The 14,919-nt window shown below is 42.1% G+C and carries 15 protein-coding genes; 10 read left to right on the plus strand and 5 right to left on the minus strand.

The window, feature by feature from the left end; translation table 11 throughout:
- Window positions 1-42 precede the first annotated feature (42 nt).
- Together ORI98_RS07795 and ORI98_RS07800 are read left to right on the plus strand one after the other, a co-directional pair.
- Window positions 43-456, plus strand: a complete 414-nt coding sequence (locus tag ORI98_RS07795) for a glycine zipper family protein (protein WP_261298307.1) — start codon at window positions 43-45, stop codon at window positions 454-456.
- Window positions 457-799: 343 nt separating this feature from the next.
- Window positions 800-1,273, plus strand: coding sequence for a CYTH domain-containing protein (locus ORI98_RS07800; RefSeq protein ID WP_261298306.1), 474 nt, complete (start codon window positions 800-802; stop codon window positions 1,271-1,273).
- Window positions 1,274-1,509: 236 nt separating this feature from the next.
- Here ORI98_RS07800 and ORI98_RS07805 read toward each other — a convergent pair whose 3' ends face one another.
- Window positions 1,510-3,039 (minus strand): DUF3612 domain-containing protein, encoded by a 1,530-nt coding sequence (locus ORI98_RS07805; RefSeq protein ID WP_261298305.1) that lies wholly within the window; start codon window positions 3,037-3,039, stop codon window positions 1,510-1,512.
- A gap of 157 nt (window positions 3,040-3,196) precedes the next feature.
- Here ORI98_RS07805 and ORI98_RS07810 point away from each other — a divergent pair, with 157 nt between their 5' ends.
- Together ORI98_RS07810 and ORI98_RS07815 are read left to right on the plus strand one after the other, a co-directional pair.
- Complete coding sequence (locus tag ORI98_RS07810; RefSeq protein WP_306134834.1) at window positions 3,197-3,715, plus strand: malate synthase; 519 nt, start codon at window positions 3,197-3,199, stop codon at window positions 3,713-3,715.
- 212 nt (window positions 3,716-3,927) lie between these two features.
- The gene (locus ORI98_RS07815; protein ID WP_306134835.1) at window positions 3,928-4,860 is read left to right on the plus strand and encodes a YeiH family protein; all 933 of its coding nucleotides are present in this window, start codon (window positions 3,928-3,930) and stop codon (window positions 4,858-4,860) included.
- 51 nt (window positions 4,861-4,911) lie between these two features.
- Here ORI98_RS07815 and ORI98_RS07820 read toward each other — a convergent pair whose 3' ends face one another.
- Together ORI98_RS07820 and ORI98_RS07825 are read right to left on the minus strand one after the other, a co-directional pair.
- Window positions 4,912-5,094 (minus strand): hypothetical protein, encoded by a 183-nt coding sequence (locus tag ORI98_RS07820; RefSeq protein ID WP_261298302.1) that lies wholly within the window; start codon window positions 5,092-5,094, stop codon window positions 4,912-4,914.
- 93 nt (window positions 5,095-5,187) lie between these two features.
- Complete coding sequence (locus ORI98_RS07825; protein ID WP_306134836.1) at window positions 5,188-5,832, minus strand: paraquat-inducible protein A; 645 nt, start codon at window positions 5,830-5,832, stop codon at window positions 5,188-5,190.
- 390 nt (window positions 5,833-6,222) lie between these two features.
- Here ORI98_RS07825 and ORI98_RS07830 point away from each other — a divergent pair, with 390 nt between their 5' ends.
- Window positions 6,223-6,570 carry a group 1 truncated hemoglobin gene (locus ORI98_RS07830; RefSeq protein WP_306134923.1) on the plus strand — a complete coding sequence of 116 codons (348 nt, stop codon included), beginning with the start codon at window positions 6,223-6,225 and terminating at the stop codon, window positions 6,568-6,570.
- Between the two features lie 24 nt (window positions 6,571-6,594).
- Here the strand turns inward: ORI98_RS07830 and ORI98_RS07835 are convergent, their stop codons facing one another.
- Window positions 6,595-7,788 (minus strand): HD-GYP domain-containing protein, encoded by a 1,194-nt coding sequence (locus tag ORI98_RS07835; protein ID WP_306134837.1) that lies wholly within the window; start codon window positions 7,786-7,788, stop codon window positions 6,595-6,597.
- A gap of 348 nt (window positions 7,789-8,136) precedes the next feature.
- Between ORI98_RS07835 and ORI98_RS07840 the strand changes: the two genes are divergently transcribed.
- Window positions 8,137-9,435 carry an isochorismate synthase MenF gene (locus ORI98_RS07840; protein ID WP_306134924.1) on the plus strand — a complete coding sequence of 433 codons (1,299 nt, stop codon included), beginning with the start codon at window positions 8,137-8,139 and terminating at the stop codon, window positions 9,433-9,435.
- Window positions 9,436-9,509: 74 nt separating this feature from the next.
- On the opposite strand, the gene ORI98_RS07845 is transcribed toward ORI98_RS07840, so the two are convergent.
- On the minus strand, window positions 9,510-11,111 hold the full coding sequence (locus tag ORI98_RS07845; RefSeq protein WP_306134838.1) for an AbgT family transporter: 1,602 nt from the start codon (window positions 11,109-11,111) through the stop codon (window positions 9,510-9,512).
- 523 nt (window positions 11,112-11,634) lie between these two features.
- Here ORI98_RS07845 and ORI98_RS07850 point away from each other — a divergent pair.
- From ORI98_RS07850 to ORI98_RS07865, 4 genes are all read left to right on the plus strand, one after another.
- On the plus strand, window positions 11,635-12,153 hold the full coding sequence (locus ORI98_RS07850) for a LemA family protein (protein ID WP_261298297.1): 519 nt from the start codon (window positions 11,635-11,637) through the stop codon (window positions 12,151-12,153).
- Window positions 12,154-12,157: 4 nt separating this feature from the next.
- A complete protein-coding gene (locus tag ORI98_RS07855) occupies window positions 12,158-13,072 on the plus strand; it encodes a lytic transglycosylase domain-containing protein (RefSeq protein ID WP_371931136.1) in 915 nt (304 codons plus the stop codon).
- Between the two features lie 108 nt (window positions 13,073-13,180).
- A complete protein-coding gene (locus ORI98_RS07860) occupies window positions 13,181-14,581 on the plus strand; it encodes a M28 family peptidase (RefSeq protein ID WP_306134839.1) in 1,401 nt (466 codons plus the stop codon).
- Window positions 14,582-14,601: 20 nt separating this feature from the next.
- On the plus strand, window positions 14,602-14,844 hold the full coding sequence (locus ORI98_RS07865) for a hypothetical protein (protein WP_306134840.1): 243 nt from the start codon (window positions 14,602-14,604) through the stop codon (window positions 14,842-14,844).
- The last annotated feature ends 75 nt before the right edge of the window (window positions 14,845-14,919 follow it).

A 14,919-nucleotide genomic window follows, 5' to 3' on the forward strand; every position in this document is an offset into this window, starting at 1 on the left:
AATTGCGTCCATAAGATACGATTTAATCCAGAGGTCACAATTATGAATATGAACACTAAAACACTTTTACTTAGTGCAACTTTACTTTTATCAGTATCGACTTTTGCTAACGCCAATATCATTGTTGATACTAAAGGTATCGACACTGAGAAATACCATGCAGACATGTATGAGTGCCAACAACTATCATCGCAGGTCGATCATCAAGAAACCGATTCTTTAGGTCGTGACATGCTAAGGTCAACCACCAGAGGAGCACTAATTGGTGCCGCAGGTAGTGCGATTGGTGGCGGTAGCGGCTCAAAAGGTGCCAAAGTAGGTGCTGGGGTTGGTTTGATTGGTGGCGCGTTGAAACATGGTAGAGAAAGACGTAACGAAGAAGCTAATTTTGAATATCAAACCGATGCAGTTATGCACAACTGTATGGTAGGCAGAGGTTATACCGTACTTAACTAATTAAGAGTAAAGGTTAACCTGTATCATTGGCCTTTACTTTAGATAGCACTATAAGTTTGTATTCAAAAGGTTTATATTCAAAAATGCCGTGAATTTCACGGCATTTTGCTGTCTGAAAACGATTTTTCAAAATATCTATTACCCATATTATCTGCCCACCAAATGCTGTGTGAGCGCGTGAATATTATTGTGAATCTTCACTTTTGACGGAAAACCCCCGATACACTCTAGCTTTTACGCTACTTTTTTAAGTTAACAACAGATGGCTATTCACTAAAATACCTATACAAACATCGGATAACTTTGAATAATACCGCTATTATTTCTTGTAGAATTAAATCTAATGGCTATTGAAATCGAACGTAAATACCTTGTCAGCAACGATAAGTTCAAAAGCTTGTCACATAAGGCAACTCGTATTACTCAGGGGTATTTGAATTCAGATAAAGCCCGCACTGTGAGAGTGAGAGTTATGGGTGAACAGGGATTTCTCACCATTAAAGGCTTGAGTAATCAGGCTGGATTATCACGATTTGAATGGGAAAAAGAAATAAGTGTCTCTGAGGCGCAGGAGTTACTTAAACTGTGTGAACCAGGGGTTATAGATAAAACCCGCTATTTAGTTGAATACCAGCATCAAGTTTTTGAAGTGGACGAGTTTTATGGCGATAATCAGGGGTTAATTGTGGCCGAGTTGGAGATAGCCACAGAGCAACAAACTGTGTCTAAACCTGATTGGTTAGGGGATGAGGTGACAGGAGATAATCGTTACTACAATTCAACGTTGATGAAAACACCCTATACCCAATGGGTTTAGGCGAGCACATTTCTGCTGTTTGTTAAATGCTGATTAAGCTGTAACACCGTCTAAAGAACAGGTCATTATTAATGTTTTTCGATGGTAATGATGAGTTTTTTATTACCTCATTGAGTAGTCGTTTGTTCAAAAAGAGCGTTTTGGCTTGATGAAGCGTTAGAAAATGAGCTTATCTTGCCAAGTCGTTGCTATATGTTCGACTTGGCAAGTACTGAACCGCTTACTACGAACTAAAACTAGTTATCTTCACATAAGTTTTTTCCTGCGGCATAACAACTAGGTTGCCTTGGACATACAGCGCCACGTGAGCAAATTAAGCGGGCATCATTTTTAATACCACGTTCTATCCAATTAATATTAAGGATTTTTGCCACACTGGTAAGATCTTTTTTAATGTGTTTGGGGATAACAATCGAGCCGCCATTAGATGCACAAGCTTGTTTTAAATCATTGGCAATCGACAACGAATCTTTACCTTGGGCATCAATCGCTGGGTTTAAATCAATGCCAGCACATAACACATGCGGGTTGCCTGCTGAGTCTTCTACCTTGATTGATTCACAACAGTAAATCCGCGGTTGATTTCCCACATTTAAGATTGAAATTTGTGCCGAGGTGCCCGATGACGGCTCATTGATCATCCTAAATACAGCCCAATGCTGACAAGGGTCCTCCACCAAACGCATGTTTCCCCAAGGCAGCGGGATCCCATTACCGCGATACACCGCTTTGAGTTTACCTGGCGCATAGGCATCAAAGAAATGCCAATGCGGATAAGGCGACACAACCGTCATGCGGCGCATCGCAACCGATGCAGAAACTTGCAGCTGTTTATGCACACTGATTTCATAGCCGTGCCGGTCAAGTAATTGTCTAAAAGGCACTTTAGGGCACAAAAGGGCTCCGGCAAAAAAGCTCGATTCAAAATCACGCCAAGCATGTAAAATGTCCTGTGCATTTAAGGTGTTTGATTGTGGAATACTATTGTCGTCACCCTCTTCTTTACGACCTGATGTCATCACCGACTTTAAGCCATCTTTATTGTGTAAAACACAGTGGCCAATATGCACAGCTAAGTCATATTTCAAACGATGAGGGCGATTTTTTAAGGTGTTGTTCAAATAAATCGTGCTAGGAGGCTCAAAAAAAGAGGTCACTAATTGGCGCGAGCTGGCCCCCATTTCATCACGTATTTCTTGCGGAGTGCGGTCAATCCATTTAATGACTAAGCCCATTCTTGCGGCAATAGTGAGCATGTCGTCGGCCATTAATGGCATACGCTTTAAACCCACATCTTCTGCGGCACGCTCTAAATCAGGAAAATGATTTTGATGGTGTTCTTGGTGTGCGCGGATCAACAAATGTGCAAATTGTCTACCCGAGGTGCCTGTTTGTGACAGCATTTCCGGGATGGCAATTTGTAAAATATCATTAGAAAATAAAAAGCTTGGTTCCAGTGGCATACCGCTAATGCCACCTTTACTGCCTTTTTCAGGCGTAATGGCATGCTCTTCGGGCACATCGTCAAGAAACCATTCAACTTCTTTTTGAAAAACAGCGGCGATAACGGCCAACATATCAGCACTAGGGACACGTTTTCCGCGTTCAATCATGGATAAGTATGATACCGAAGGTGAATTACTTGAGTCCACGCGCATACAGCGAGCAGAGAGATCTTCCATGGTTAAGTTATTGCGTTTACGCAAGTTTCTTATCTTAGTGCCCAAAAAATGGGTCTTTCGCATCAAGCTTTTTTCATTTCTCATTTTGTATAATTCACACTGTAAAATTTTTATTGTGAAATTGTTTGTAAAAATAGCATAGACTAAAAATCAAGCTGTGAACAAGGCTTAATTCAAAACCATTTTGAATGACTATAAATAAATTAATGTGACCTACTATTGAAAAGAAGAGGATAAGGCTATGAACATGTCTACTCAAGCAAGCACCAAAGCGACCCAAAACCTTAACCACTTCATTGGTGAGCAATTTGTGGCGACAACAAATAAATTAGATCGCGCTATTAATGCGAAAGAATTGTTGGATGCTCAGTTCCCATTAGCAACAGGTTCACATCAAGATGTGACTAGCTATGTTGTTTATTACACGCACCTTTTAGCATTTCTAAAAGATGGCACTCAATGTGGATTACAAAATCCTTGTCAGTTTGTGGCATTAACCGGCCATAAAAGTGAGCCTTCATCGGTGGTATTAAAAAACAATGACACCCATGTTGAGATTTGTTTTGACCGTCAAGGCGAGATTGGTGCAGATGATTTGGCACACATTGAAGATATTCAGATAGAGATGCCAATTAAGAACCTACCGACACCTTACAAACAATGGATCAGCTTATTGCACTCAAGCTGCAAACCTACAGAAGGTCGTTGTAAAGTGTTCACGGCTAAAGATGGTAGCGATTACGCTATGCATCAGCGCTAAGCTTAATAAATGAGCCGCGAAAACTGAAAAGCCAGTAGGTCCATCCACTGGCTTTTTTTGATCTGTATTTATTGTAATTTTGTCCAAAAAAGTCGACGGCTGATCCTCAGTTCAAAAAAAATCAATTAAAGCGTGTATCAACGGATACCAAACATCGTTTGCAATGCTTGAGCTTGCTACAATAGTGCACTGCTTATTTAATGAGTTCTCTCATGCTCAACTCAGCTACAAAAAATTATAAATTATGGCTATTCATTGTAATCGGCCTTTTTTGCTTAACGCCTTTGATATCCTCTCCAGTCGCATTATTGATGGGGTTTACCCTTGCGAGCATTGGGCTGGTACCTGAACATATTGATTTAGGTAAATGGACTAAAAAATTGCTGGCCTATTCGATTGTTGGCCTAGGTTTTGGCATCAACTTACCAGAGGCCATTGAAGCCAGTAAAAATAACCTTGGTTTAATTGTCGGCTCAATCTTTTTTACCCTTATTTTAGGTTATGGCTTAGCAAAACTGCTTGGCATGGAGCCTAAAACGGGCCACTTAATTAGTTGTGGTACGGCTATTTGTGGGGGCAGTGCCATTGCGGCGGTCGCGCCAGCGATTAATGCTAAAAACGATCAAATTGCGGTGTCGTTAGCCTGTGTATTTTTGCTTAATTCCATTGCCCTATTCGTGTTTCCGACCATTGGCCATGCTTTGTCACTCAGCCAGTATGACTTTGGGGTATGGAGCGCGATTGCTATTCACGACACCTCATCGGTTGTTGGCGCAGCATCAGCTTATGGTGATGAAGCATTAAAAACGGCTACTACGGTTAAGTTGGCTAGGGCGCTGTGGATTATTCCGGTGGCATTGCTTAGTGCGTGGTTTTTTGGCGGTGATAAAAGCAAAATAAGTTTGCCTTATTTTATCTTATTTTACTGTGTGGCGATTTTAATCGCTTACTTTATCCCCCAAGGCGTGGCGGTTTACAGCTTGCTATTTATGGCGTCTAAGCATGTACTGGTGTTGTGTTTATTTTTGATTGGTGCGGCTATTACGGTTAAAAAAATGCGCGCCAATGGGCCTAAACCGTTTTTACTTGGGGTGCTGCTTTGGGTGGCTATTGGCTCGACGTCCTTGGCATATATCGTATTGTAAAGGCTTGATTGCTAGACTGAATCAGGCCGTATAGATGAGGTGAGTCAAGGATTAAGCGTCGTGCTGTTGAATGTGAGGCTTAGCCAATGCAAGCCAAATTAATCCACCAAATGAAACCAGTTCAATCAATGCTCGCGTTAACCCAGTAGTTTGAATCGAGGCAATAACTGCAATGATGCACAAGCTAATAATTGCGATGATTTTAAGCCGACGGGATAGCCAAAAACTTGCCATAAGTGCCTCCATTTCTATTTGAATATCTATAGAGGCATTATTGGTGAATGGATTTTATTGCGCCAATATCAAATTTAACTAACTCATAACGGATCAGTTTGATTGCATTTGCTGGTGGCTAGGAGTGGTTTGTTGCATATGAAATAAAGCATGGCTAGCAATTGAGAACAGGCAATATGCTAGAAAATAATAAAAGCCAGCCTCAAAATGCGCATAAGTTTGCAATAACTCCCCCATACCCGCTGAGGCATTTCCTGCCATATAGACAATAATCAACGCCACCACAAACACATCGGCCATCGACCACTTACCCACAAAGCTGATAATGCGGTTAATAATCTGCTTCATTTTGTTTGCTATAGGGAGGCAAGCAATCAGCATCAAGGTTAATTTAAGGATAGGAATAACAATACTGAACAAACCGACTAGCACGGCAACTAAAATGTTGTTTGATTGATAAAGCTCGTTGACGGTATCTAAAATACTGCGGGTTTTACGAAATACTTCCACTTCGCCTTCAATTTGGTCTAGCCCAAACATGGACACTGCCATATCGAGCATATTGCGAGCATTGCTGTTTGGTGGGGCAGATAAATTTGTTGCTAACATCTCTAAGCCTTGGTCAACAATTGCCGCTTTTTCGATAGTGCCGTTAATGGTCAAAATGGGCTGAGTGACCCCAGGAATAAGTAAGGCGAGTGATAAGGTGATCAACAGTATGGAAAGAGTCAGTTTCATTGCCGTGGCGTGCTGGATGAATGATGGCTGTATTTTTACGTGAATAGCCGAAATTGGCTAGCGCTAATTCCAGCCAAGCTATAAGTAACCTCAATTCGGGATAATAAACGCTTACCAAACAGCCCTTTGTCTTGCTAACTGCGTTTCATTAACGTGTAATAGGCCAGATAGTGACGTATTAATGTGCCTTTTTTTCAAAACAAATGACAAGTTTGCTACAAAATTAGCTAAATAGGTTGAACTCAGCTTATTGAGCTCGCCTCTTAACCCGAGTTGAGGCTAAGTCGTTGTTCATTTGTATTGAGTTGAAATAAAAGCGCTCATTACTTTGATGTTAATGAGCGCTTGATGTTACTTGGTGTTGAGGATTTTAAGTAGCTGACTAAATTGGTGTTTTTCTGCCATTTCAAGCATTTCAAGGTAACGCAGATCACCGATAGTTTTTTACAAAACTTGGCAAAATATCCACTAATAGCACACCATTTTGAACAAACGGATATTCATGCGTTTCGGCAGCGATTAATCGAGCACATGTGTATTGTATCTGGCGGTGATTGTGTCTACAAAGGCGAATCAATGTTTGATTCGCATGTGGGACTGCATATTAGTCAGGCAGACTTTGATGCAGTAGTAGGGCATTTGATTGAAGCACTAAAGCAACAACAGATTGGCATTGCAACACGTAATGCTTTATTGGCGAAGCTTGCGCCCATGTATCAGGAAATTACCTACTACTAGGTTTATTACGTTATAGGTTAACTGTTAATAAAATGGGCTAGGGTCGACATCTAAGCTACTAGGTGAAATACCACGTTCAATATTCACTTCCGCTTTTAATAAGTCCACCATCACGACATCGGTATAGCGTTTGTGTTTTAACGAATAAAAGCACTTCACTATCGGGTGCAACGCATCTCGGTTTTTGGCTTCCCAGACTATGCCGACTCGTTCGTCCGATAACTGCACTAATGAGCCCACAGGATAAACGCCCACACAACGAATAAATTCGTACACTAAAGACTGGTCTAAATGAAATGGGGTCAAACTAATAAGAATTTTAAATGCTGCAGCAGGGCTCATGGCCTCTTTGTAGCAACGAGTTGCCGTTAAGGCATCAAAGATATCAACAATACAACTCATGCGGCCATGAAGGGGTATTTCATCGCCTTTAAGTCCTTTAGGGTATCCTCTGCCATCTAATTTCTCATGATGCATTAAACACACATCTTTACTGATTTGTGATAAGCCCTGAGTATCGTCCATAATTTCAACCGCATACGTTTGATGCAGTTTCATGTGCTCAAACTCTTCAGGGGTTAATTTACCGGGTTTATGTAATATTTTATTATCAACTTTGACTTTGCCGATATCATGTAAAATACCGCCAACAGCCATTTGGCGCAGAACATCGATATCTAATTTCAAGTGCTTACCGAAAGTAACCAGTAAGAATGCCACGTTAATAGAGTGTTCAAGTAAATAAGCATCTTTTGTACGCAGCGCTGAAATACATTTAAACGCGTCAGCATCATCCATTACCGATTCAATCATTTTGTCGGCCACGGCCTCAAAAGGCGCAACCTCTACCGCTTTGCCTTCAAACGTTTCTGAAAGTACCTTTTTTATCAACCCTTTAGCTTCACTTAAAATCTGCTTTGCTTGTGTTTGCTGAATATCACGGCTGACGATAGCTTTTTTTGCTAGTGGCTTGCCAGGTACTTCTTGGGTGGTCACTTTTTTAAGGCCGCAAGTATCCGATGAGCGTTCAACATCGACCCAAACATGTTTGATATTATTTTTAACTAATTGTGCAATAGCTGTGCGGCTTTTTATCTGGCCAGCATTAGCGATAGCAACGGTACTATTATTGCGATCGATAGCTGTGACAAACATACCAAGATTCAACTTGGGAACTGGAATCTTTATGATATTAGGAGATTCGGTAGAATCACTCATTTGGCTAGCGCCCTCAAGGTCATAATGCACTTAACGATATTTTTGAGTTATTGTTATGTGGGTCCACTGTTAAGCCTTCCTTGGGTACATTTAAACTGCCTGTGTTGATACGTATTAATACACACAATGGTTTATAAAATAATTAATAGTATATAACATTCATAATAGTTATATCAGTAATCCATCAATAATAGCTAATTATAGATCACAGCCTAGCTTGCTGATGATTGACAGTAAATGATTGGTTGATTAACTTGAAGCGCTTATCGCCATGAATAGGAGTCGACATTGTCAGGCCACTTTTTTAGTTCACAATTTAATGAGTTAAAGCAAAAGCTTGAACAAGTTATGCAAGCGCCTGAGATGACGCCTATTGTGCAATTATCAGTAGAAGCTCCCGCCGTGCCGCTGTTGTCGTGGTTAAGTGCACAAACACAATACCCACGAATTTATTGGCATGGCCGCGATAAAGTTGAAGAAGTGGCAGCTATTGGTCTTTGTAAGCAATTTTATTATCAAGATCAAGTAGATGATCATCAACTCGCAGCAGATTATCAAGCTCAACGTGGCAAAGGGACAAGTCAGGATTTACGTTATTATGGTGGGGTAGCATTTGACCGCACGGTAGAGTGTTGGCCCGAGTTTGGCAGAGCGCGATTTGTATTACCACGTATTGAGCTCAGGCGCAGTGGCCAGAAAATAAAAATTTTGTTGAATCTTAATTTCGATAACCAAAATCGTGAATTAGAGTACCAACAAGCATTAGATGTCATCGCCAAAATTGAAAAGCCTAAACCGCTTTCCCCCCCGAATAAAACTCGGCTAATGAGCCGCAGTGATTTGCCGGATAAAGATAGATGGCGCGAGCTGGTTGAACAGGTTACACAACACAACTTCAATCAAACCACGCCCAAAGTAGTGTTGTCTCGCCAAACCCAAATTGAAATCGCCGAACAACTCGACCCCTGGACCGTGCTAGCCTGTTGGCAAGGCCGTAATCCCAATAGCTTTCAATTTGGTTTTCAATTTAGCCCAGACCGCACCTTTATTTCTTGTTCACCTGAGCGTTTATACCTGCGTCGGCAAAATGAATTGTTTACCGAAGCGTTAGCAGGAACAACCATTCGTGGACTCAATCAGGAAGAAGATGATTTATTGGCGCAACAATTACTTGATGATGTCAAAAACAGCCATGAGAACCAGTTGGTCAGGCAGCATATTGTCGATGCGCTGAAGCCGTTAAGTCAGTATGTGGGCGCAGATGAGAAAGCCAAAATATTCAAGTTAACCCATATTCAGCATTTACATCGGGCCATACGTGCCGAGTTAAATGCCGGCGTAAATGATTTTGATTTATTACGCGCATTACATCCTACCCCAGCCGTGGGTGGATTACCCCGTCACAGTGCCCTAAACTTTATTCGCCAACGCGAAGGCTATGCTCGAGGATGGTATGCAGGCGCATGTGGTTACTTTAATCATTATGAGTCAGAATTTTCAGTGGCCATTCGTAGTGCGTTAATTGAGCCGAGAAGAATTAGTTTATACGCAGGTGCTGGCGTGGTTGCAGGATCAGACCCTGATGCCGAGTGGCAAGAGTTAGAAAATAAACTGGCCACCATTTTATCCATTCTTATCGATTTTTAGCGTCCCCAAATATCCTTATTTGCCAGATAAAAAAACGCATCCTAAGATGCGTTTTTTATGTGACGTCGTTTGTTTTATGGGGTGTAGTAGGTAGCCGCATTCGGGCCTACAGGTAAGCCTAAAACAAATACCCATAGGAAGAAAAATAGCGTCCAGCCAATAAAGAACACTATGGTGTATGGCAACATAGTTGCAATCAAGGTGCCTATACCTAAGTCCTTTTTATAGCGACACGCCACCGCCAGAATCAAACCGAAATAACTCATCATAGGGGTGATTAAGTTTGTCACTGAATCACCAATTCGATACGCCGCTTGAATGGTTTCAGGCGCATATCCTACCAACATCAACATAGGTACAAAAATCGGTGCGGTAACGGCCCATTGCGCCGAAGCACTGCCAAGCATCAGGTTGATAAAGCCACACAGCATAATAAATAACACAAACACTAGCGGGCCCGTTAGGCCAATTGCGTTTAATGCTTGAGCTCCACCAACCGCTAGTACCGCACCTAAGTTAGTCCAATTGAAAAAGGCCACAAACTGAGCGGCAAAAAACACCAATACAATATACATGCCCATAGTGCTCATGCTGTGCGACATTGCATTAATGACATCGACATCCTTTTTCATGGTGCCAACCACTTTACCGTAAACCAAACCAGGAATGGCAAAGCCTATAAAGATAAAGGCGACAATCCCTTTTAAGAATGGCGACCCTGCCACAAGACCCGTTTCAGGGTGACGCAACGGCCCATTTTCAGGGATGATCGTTAAGGCTAATAAAGCTGAAAAAGCGATGGCTGCTAACGCTGCCATTTTTAGGCCGCGCTTTTCAATATCATTAACCTTGTCCATAGTTTGATCGTCTAAATCGCTGGCCTCACTGGCATCATATTTACCCAGTTTAGGCTCAACAATTTTTTCAGTGACTAGACCACCTAATAAAGTAATTAAAAATGTCGATGCAAACATAAAGTACCAATTAACCTCAGGGCCAACGGTATATTCAGGGTCAATCATTTGTGCTGCAGCTTCGGTAATACCCGATAATAATGGGTCTACCGTGCCAAGTAACAAGTTAGCACTGTAACCGCCCGACACCCCTGCAAAGGCGGCAGCCAATCCGGCTAAAGGATGACGTCCTAGCGAGTGGAAAATCATGGCCGCCATTGGAATTAGCACCACATAGCCAAGTTCTGCAGCCGTGTTAGAGATAATGCCTGCAAAAACGATGGTGTAAGTGACTAGTCTTTTTGATGATCCCATGACCAATAAGCGCATCGCGGCTGATAATAGGCCTGAGCGCTCTGCAATACCTACACCTAATAAGGCAACCAGTACCGTTCCTAAGGGGGTAAAGCCAGTAAAGTTAGTCACCAACCCCGACACAATACGCTGTAATCCTTCGGCACTCAGTAAACTGACTACGTGAATTAAACCATCAGGGCTTCTACCTGAAGTACCTTCCGGGCGCGGGTCAATCACTGATAAGTCAAAGTAGCCTGCTATGCCACTGGCGACGATCACCGCCACACAAAATAGAGCAAATAAGGTAATAGGGTGAGGGAGCAAATTGCCTAAACGTTCGACAATGTTTAAAAAGCGAACAAATCCGCCACTAGAGGCGAGATCAGAAGGGTTTGCCTTGCTATTTGTTTGGTGTGATTGCGTCATTGTTTTCCTTCATTCGGCTTTCCTGATACCTATCAATATATTAATGATTTTTATTCTATGGGGTATCAGAGCGATTGTTAGTATTTGGCCAATTTACAAGCTTACAGAGCAAGGGTTAACTGAAACTTAATTTATATTGGGCCAATATGTGAGGTTGGTTGTTAAAGTTAGCTTAAGGTTGGATAACTAGCGGTTAAGTCTTAGATAGGTTGGTTAAATGTATGATGTAAATTGAAAGGTGGGTTAAAAAACACTCATCGTAGCCTTGCATTTACTTTGCTGTTTATTATGAGTTTTTTTAATTATGTGAGTTTTTCTATCTACACATATTGCGCCAATGCTTGCTAAGCAATCAATTTAAATCAAATGCGATAAAATTGTTTATTTTGTCAGTCAAATGTTATGGTACGTTGATTGGTGTCAGTAAATATAGTCGTTACTTCACTGAGATTTAAGTGAAATATTGGTTAATTTATGCTTATTATTAGACATAAAAACAAAAATCATCATTAAGGAAAAAATCATGCAAGCATTGCTGCTGAGTATGAGCTTAGCTGTTATTCTCTGCTACCTTTGGTATGCCAGCCTTATTAAAAAGCGTCAGTCAGCTATTGATTCTCTTACCGTTTTGAATCAAAAAATCGATGATCGACTTGCGCTGTTAACTCAACTTTCTAACGTTAGCCAGCAACATCAACCGCTTGATGCAGAACAAACCACGCAATGGCAGCAATTGCATGAGCTAAATACTAACAGTGTTTGGTCTCAACAAATTGACCAACATTTACCGGAGATTTTAGCTGTGTGGTCAAGCATGGATATCTTGCAAAAAGCGCTGTTTTCAAACTTGCATGGTGATGTGTTAGATGAACAACTGGTTAACGACTATTTACAATTAGAACTGGATTACCAAAACGCCAGTGAGTTTTATAACCAAGCCGTGACCGATTTAAACCAAGGGGTAAAAATGTTCCCAGGTTCTGTGGTCGCCAAATTAGCCAAAGTGACCGCAATGCCAATACTTACTGTCGCAGTTGGGTAATATTGTGAATCCCCTTGCGGTTACCATGGTGAAGCAGATAAAACATCGCCATATGCTGACAATATTTAGCTATGGTGTGTGTTTGTTATTCACGCCTATCAGCCTGGCTGCAGATGAGCCCGCTAAAAAACCTGTCATCAAAGCTATTTATAAAGCTGAAATACCTTCCATTGCTGACGACAAACCACAACTGAGTTTGTTTCCCGATTTAAATCAGCTGGCGGTAACGCCCACAAGTCACGCCACTGCGGCGCTTAAATCTGCAGTGATATTGGATAATGGTTACCCATTGCCTAAACCTGAACCGAATAAAGCGGCTAAAAAGCGTGTTAAGGCAAGTTATTCTGAACATGGAATTTTGTCTGATTTGGGCGTAGAAAAACGCAAAGTGTACCAATATGAAAAAAACGGAATTACCGTTTTCAGTGATAACCAGCCTGCTCAAGGTGACTTTCGTATTCATTTATATGAATGCTTTGCTTGCCGTCCAGATTCGACCATTGACTGGTATCATATTCCGTTATTTACCAAAGAATACGCTGCTGTTATTAGTAATGCCGCTAAACGTTACCAACTTGAGCCTGCATTGATCCGCGCAGTGATCCATGCGGAATCTGCATTTCGTACTAACGTGGTATCTAACGCGGGAGCGATGGGGTTAATGCAATTAATGCCCGGTACTGCTAAAGACATGCAGGTGTCCAATGCTTTTCATGCAGAGCAAAATATTAATGGTGGCAGCCGCTATTTGGCCAAGCTGTTAGGGCAATTTAATGGCGATATCGATTTAGCGTGTGCAGCCTATAATGCAGGGCCTACCAACGTTGAGCAGTACCAGGGAATTCCGCCTTTTCCTGAAACTCAGGCTTACGTGCAAAGGGTAAAAATTCTCTACAGTCGTTACCGCAAGGCCAGTTAATAATAAATGCTTGAAGTGATTCAGGACGATTAGCTTCATATTCAACACCCACCAAGATTAAGCAAGCACTGACAGAAAAGGTGCCTTGCGCTAATAATAGGAATGTTTATGACTTTTTCTCGTCCAGTGTCATCGTTAGTGGCAACCCTCGTCAGTGTATTGCTGATCTCAACGGTACAGGCTAATCCTGCTTCAACCTCCAGCTTCGCCGCACCATCCCAAGAAGACATGCGCTTATACGACATCGCCAATGCACCACAAGCACAGCGTTTAGAAGATGATGTTCGTAAACTGGTCAGTTTTGGTACCCGTCACACTTTATCAGACACCCGTTCGACCACCCAGGGGATAGGCGCTGCAAGACGTTGGATAGAAGCCGAATTTAACCGCATATCAAAAGACTGTGGTGGCTGCTTAGAAGTGATTACCGTCAGTGATACTGTGCAAGGGAAGCGTATTGCCAAGCCAACCGAAGTGGTTAATGTTATTGCCATTCAGCGAGGTAAAACCGACCCGAAACGTGTTGTGATGATGAGCGGTGATATTGATTCACGGGTATCAGATGTACTTGACGCAACCTCAATTTCGCCCGGTGCAAACGATAACGCCTCCGGTGTAGCTGGTGCGATTGAAGCTGCTAGGGTGTTATCGCAATATCAATTTAATGGCACTATCGTGTATGCCGCCTTGTCGGGTGAAGAGCAGGGTTTACACGGTGGAGATATTCTTGCTAATTATGCTAAAAGTCAGGGCTGGCAAGTACAAGCGGTATTAAACAACGACATGATCGGCAATATTGCGGGCATTAACGGCGTGGTAAACAATGCTACCGTGCGGGTATTTTCTGAGGGAGTGCGTTTTGTTGAAACCACAGATGAAGCTAAAGAGCGTTACTTTAGTGGGGGTGAGAACGATTCTGCATCACGCAATTTGGCTCGCAATATTAAAAATTTAGTTGATCAGTACATGACCAATTTAGATGTCATGTTAGTGTATCGGCTTGACCGTTTTGGCCGTGGTGGACATCATTTACCTTTCAACAAAGCGGGTTTTCCTGCGGTGCGAGTGATGGAAACCAACGAGCACTATGATCGTCAACACCAAGATATTCGCACCGAAAACGGCATTGAATATGGCGATGTAATTGAAGGTGTTAATTTTGATTTTACCGCTAAATTAACCGCCCTAAACGCCATTAGTTTAGCATCAATGTCCTGGGCGCCCGCGCCGCCAACAGGCGTGAGTATTAAAGGCCAGGTTTCACCCGACACCACATTAAATTGGGCTAACACTGCTGATAAAACCGTGGTGGGTTATCGTGTTTATTGGCGTTTAACCACCGAGCCAGAGTGGACACATAGCCGTTATGTGGGCAATGTGACTGAATTTACCCTCAATAATAGGGTAATTGATAATTATCTTTTTGGTGTTGCCAGTGTGGCCGCCAACGGCAATGTTAGCCCTGTGGTATTTCCTGGTGCGGCTGGCGCATTTTTTAAACCGATTTAATGATTAACTTAAGGACGATGATGAGCAAAAGGATTTTACTGCTATGCCTACTGGTACCGATACTAACAGCTTGTTCTGCGCGAACCGCTACAAATGCTGGTAGCGACTTAGTTATTGGTGCATATGAAAACGAAGAAAAAAGGGAAGTTGCAGAGTCTCGTCCTGGAAGTCATTCATCGAGTAATAATACCCGTAAGGATGTAACTGCAGGAATTTTTAGTGCCATATTCGGGGCACTTTCTCGGACGTTAAATAGCGATTAGCAAGTCGATGTAACGGCACTGAAATAGTAAAAGCCCATGTAATTTGCATTGCATGGGCTTTTTAATAAAGTGCTA

Source organism: Shewanella sp. ULN5 (genome assembly GCF_030731885.1).
Classification (GTDB): Bacteria; Pseudomonadota; Gammaproteobacteria; order Enterobacterales; family Shewanellaceae; genus Shewanella; species Shewanella holmiensis.

What these genes read in the sequence shown, in the direction of transcription:
- ORI98_RS07795 (WP_261298307.1), top strand. Translation starts at nt 43, where the DNA reads ATGAATATGAACACTAAAACACTTTTACTTAGTGCAACTTTACTTTTA.
- ORI98_RS07800 (WP_261298306.1), top strand. Translation starts at nt 800, where the DNA reads ATGGCTATTGAAATCGAACGTAAATACCTTGTCAGCAACGATAAGTTC.
- ORI98_RS07805 (WP_261298305.1), bottom strand. Translation starts at nt 3,039, where the DNA reads ATGAGAAATGAAAAAAGCTTGATGCGAAAGACCCATTTTTTGGGCACT.
- ORI98_RS07810 (WP_306134834.1), top strand. Translation starts at nt 3,197, where the DNA reads ATGAACATGTCTACTCAAGCAAGCACCAAAGCGACCCAAAACCTTAAC.
- ORI98_RS07815 (WP_306134835.1), top strand. Translation starts at nt 3,928, where the DNA reads ATGCTCAACTCAGCTACAAAAAATTATAAATTATGGCTATTCATTGTA.
- ORI98_RS07820 (WP_261298302.1), bottom strand. Translation starts at nt 5,094, where the DNA reads ATGGCAAGTTTTTGGCTATCCCGTCGGCTTAAAATCATCGCAATTATT.
- ORI98_RS07825 (WP_306134836.1), bottom strand. Translation starts at nt 5,832, where the DNA reads ATGAAACTGACTCTTTCCATACTGTTGATCACCTTATCACTCGCCTTA.
- ORI98_RS07835 (WP_306134837.1), bottom strand. Translation starts at nt 7,788, where the DNA reads ATGAGTGATTCTACCGAATCTCCTAATATCATAAAGATTCCAGTTCCC.
- ORI98_RS07840 (WP_306134924.1), top strand. Translation starts at nt 8,137, where the DNA reads ATGCAAGCGCCTGAGATGACGCCTATTGTGCAATTATCAGTAGAAGCT.
- ORI98_RS07845 (WP_306134838.1), bottom strand. Translation starts at nt 11,111, where the DNA reads ATGACGCAATCACACCAAACAAATAGCAAGGCAAACCCTTCTGATCTC.
- ORI98_RS07850 (WP_261298297.1), top strand. Translation starts at nt 11,635, where the DNA reads ATGCAAGCATTGCTGCTGAGTATGAGCTTAGCTGTTATTCTCTGCTAC.
- ORI98_RS07860 (WP_306134839.1), top strand. Translation starts at nt 13,181, where the DNA reads ATGACTTTTTCTCGTCCAGTGTCATCGTTAGTGGCAACCCTCGTCAGT.
- ORI98_RS07865 (WP_306134840.1), top strand. Translation starts at nt 14,602, where the DNA reads ATGAGCAAAAGGATTTTACTGCTATGCCTACTGGTACCGATACTAACA.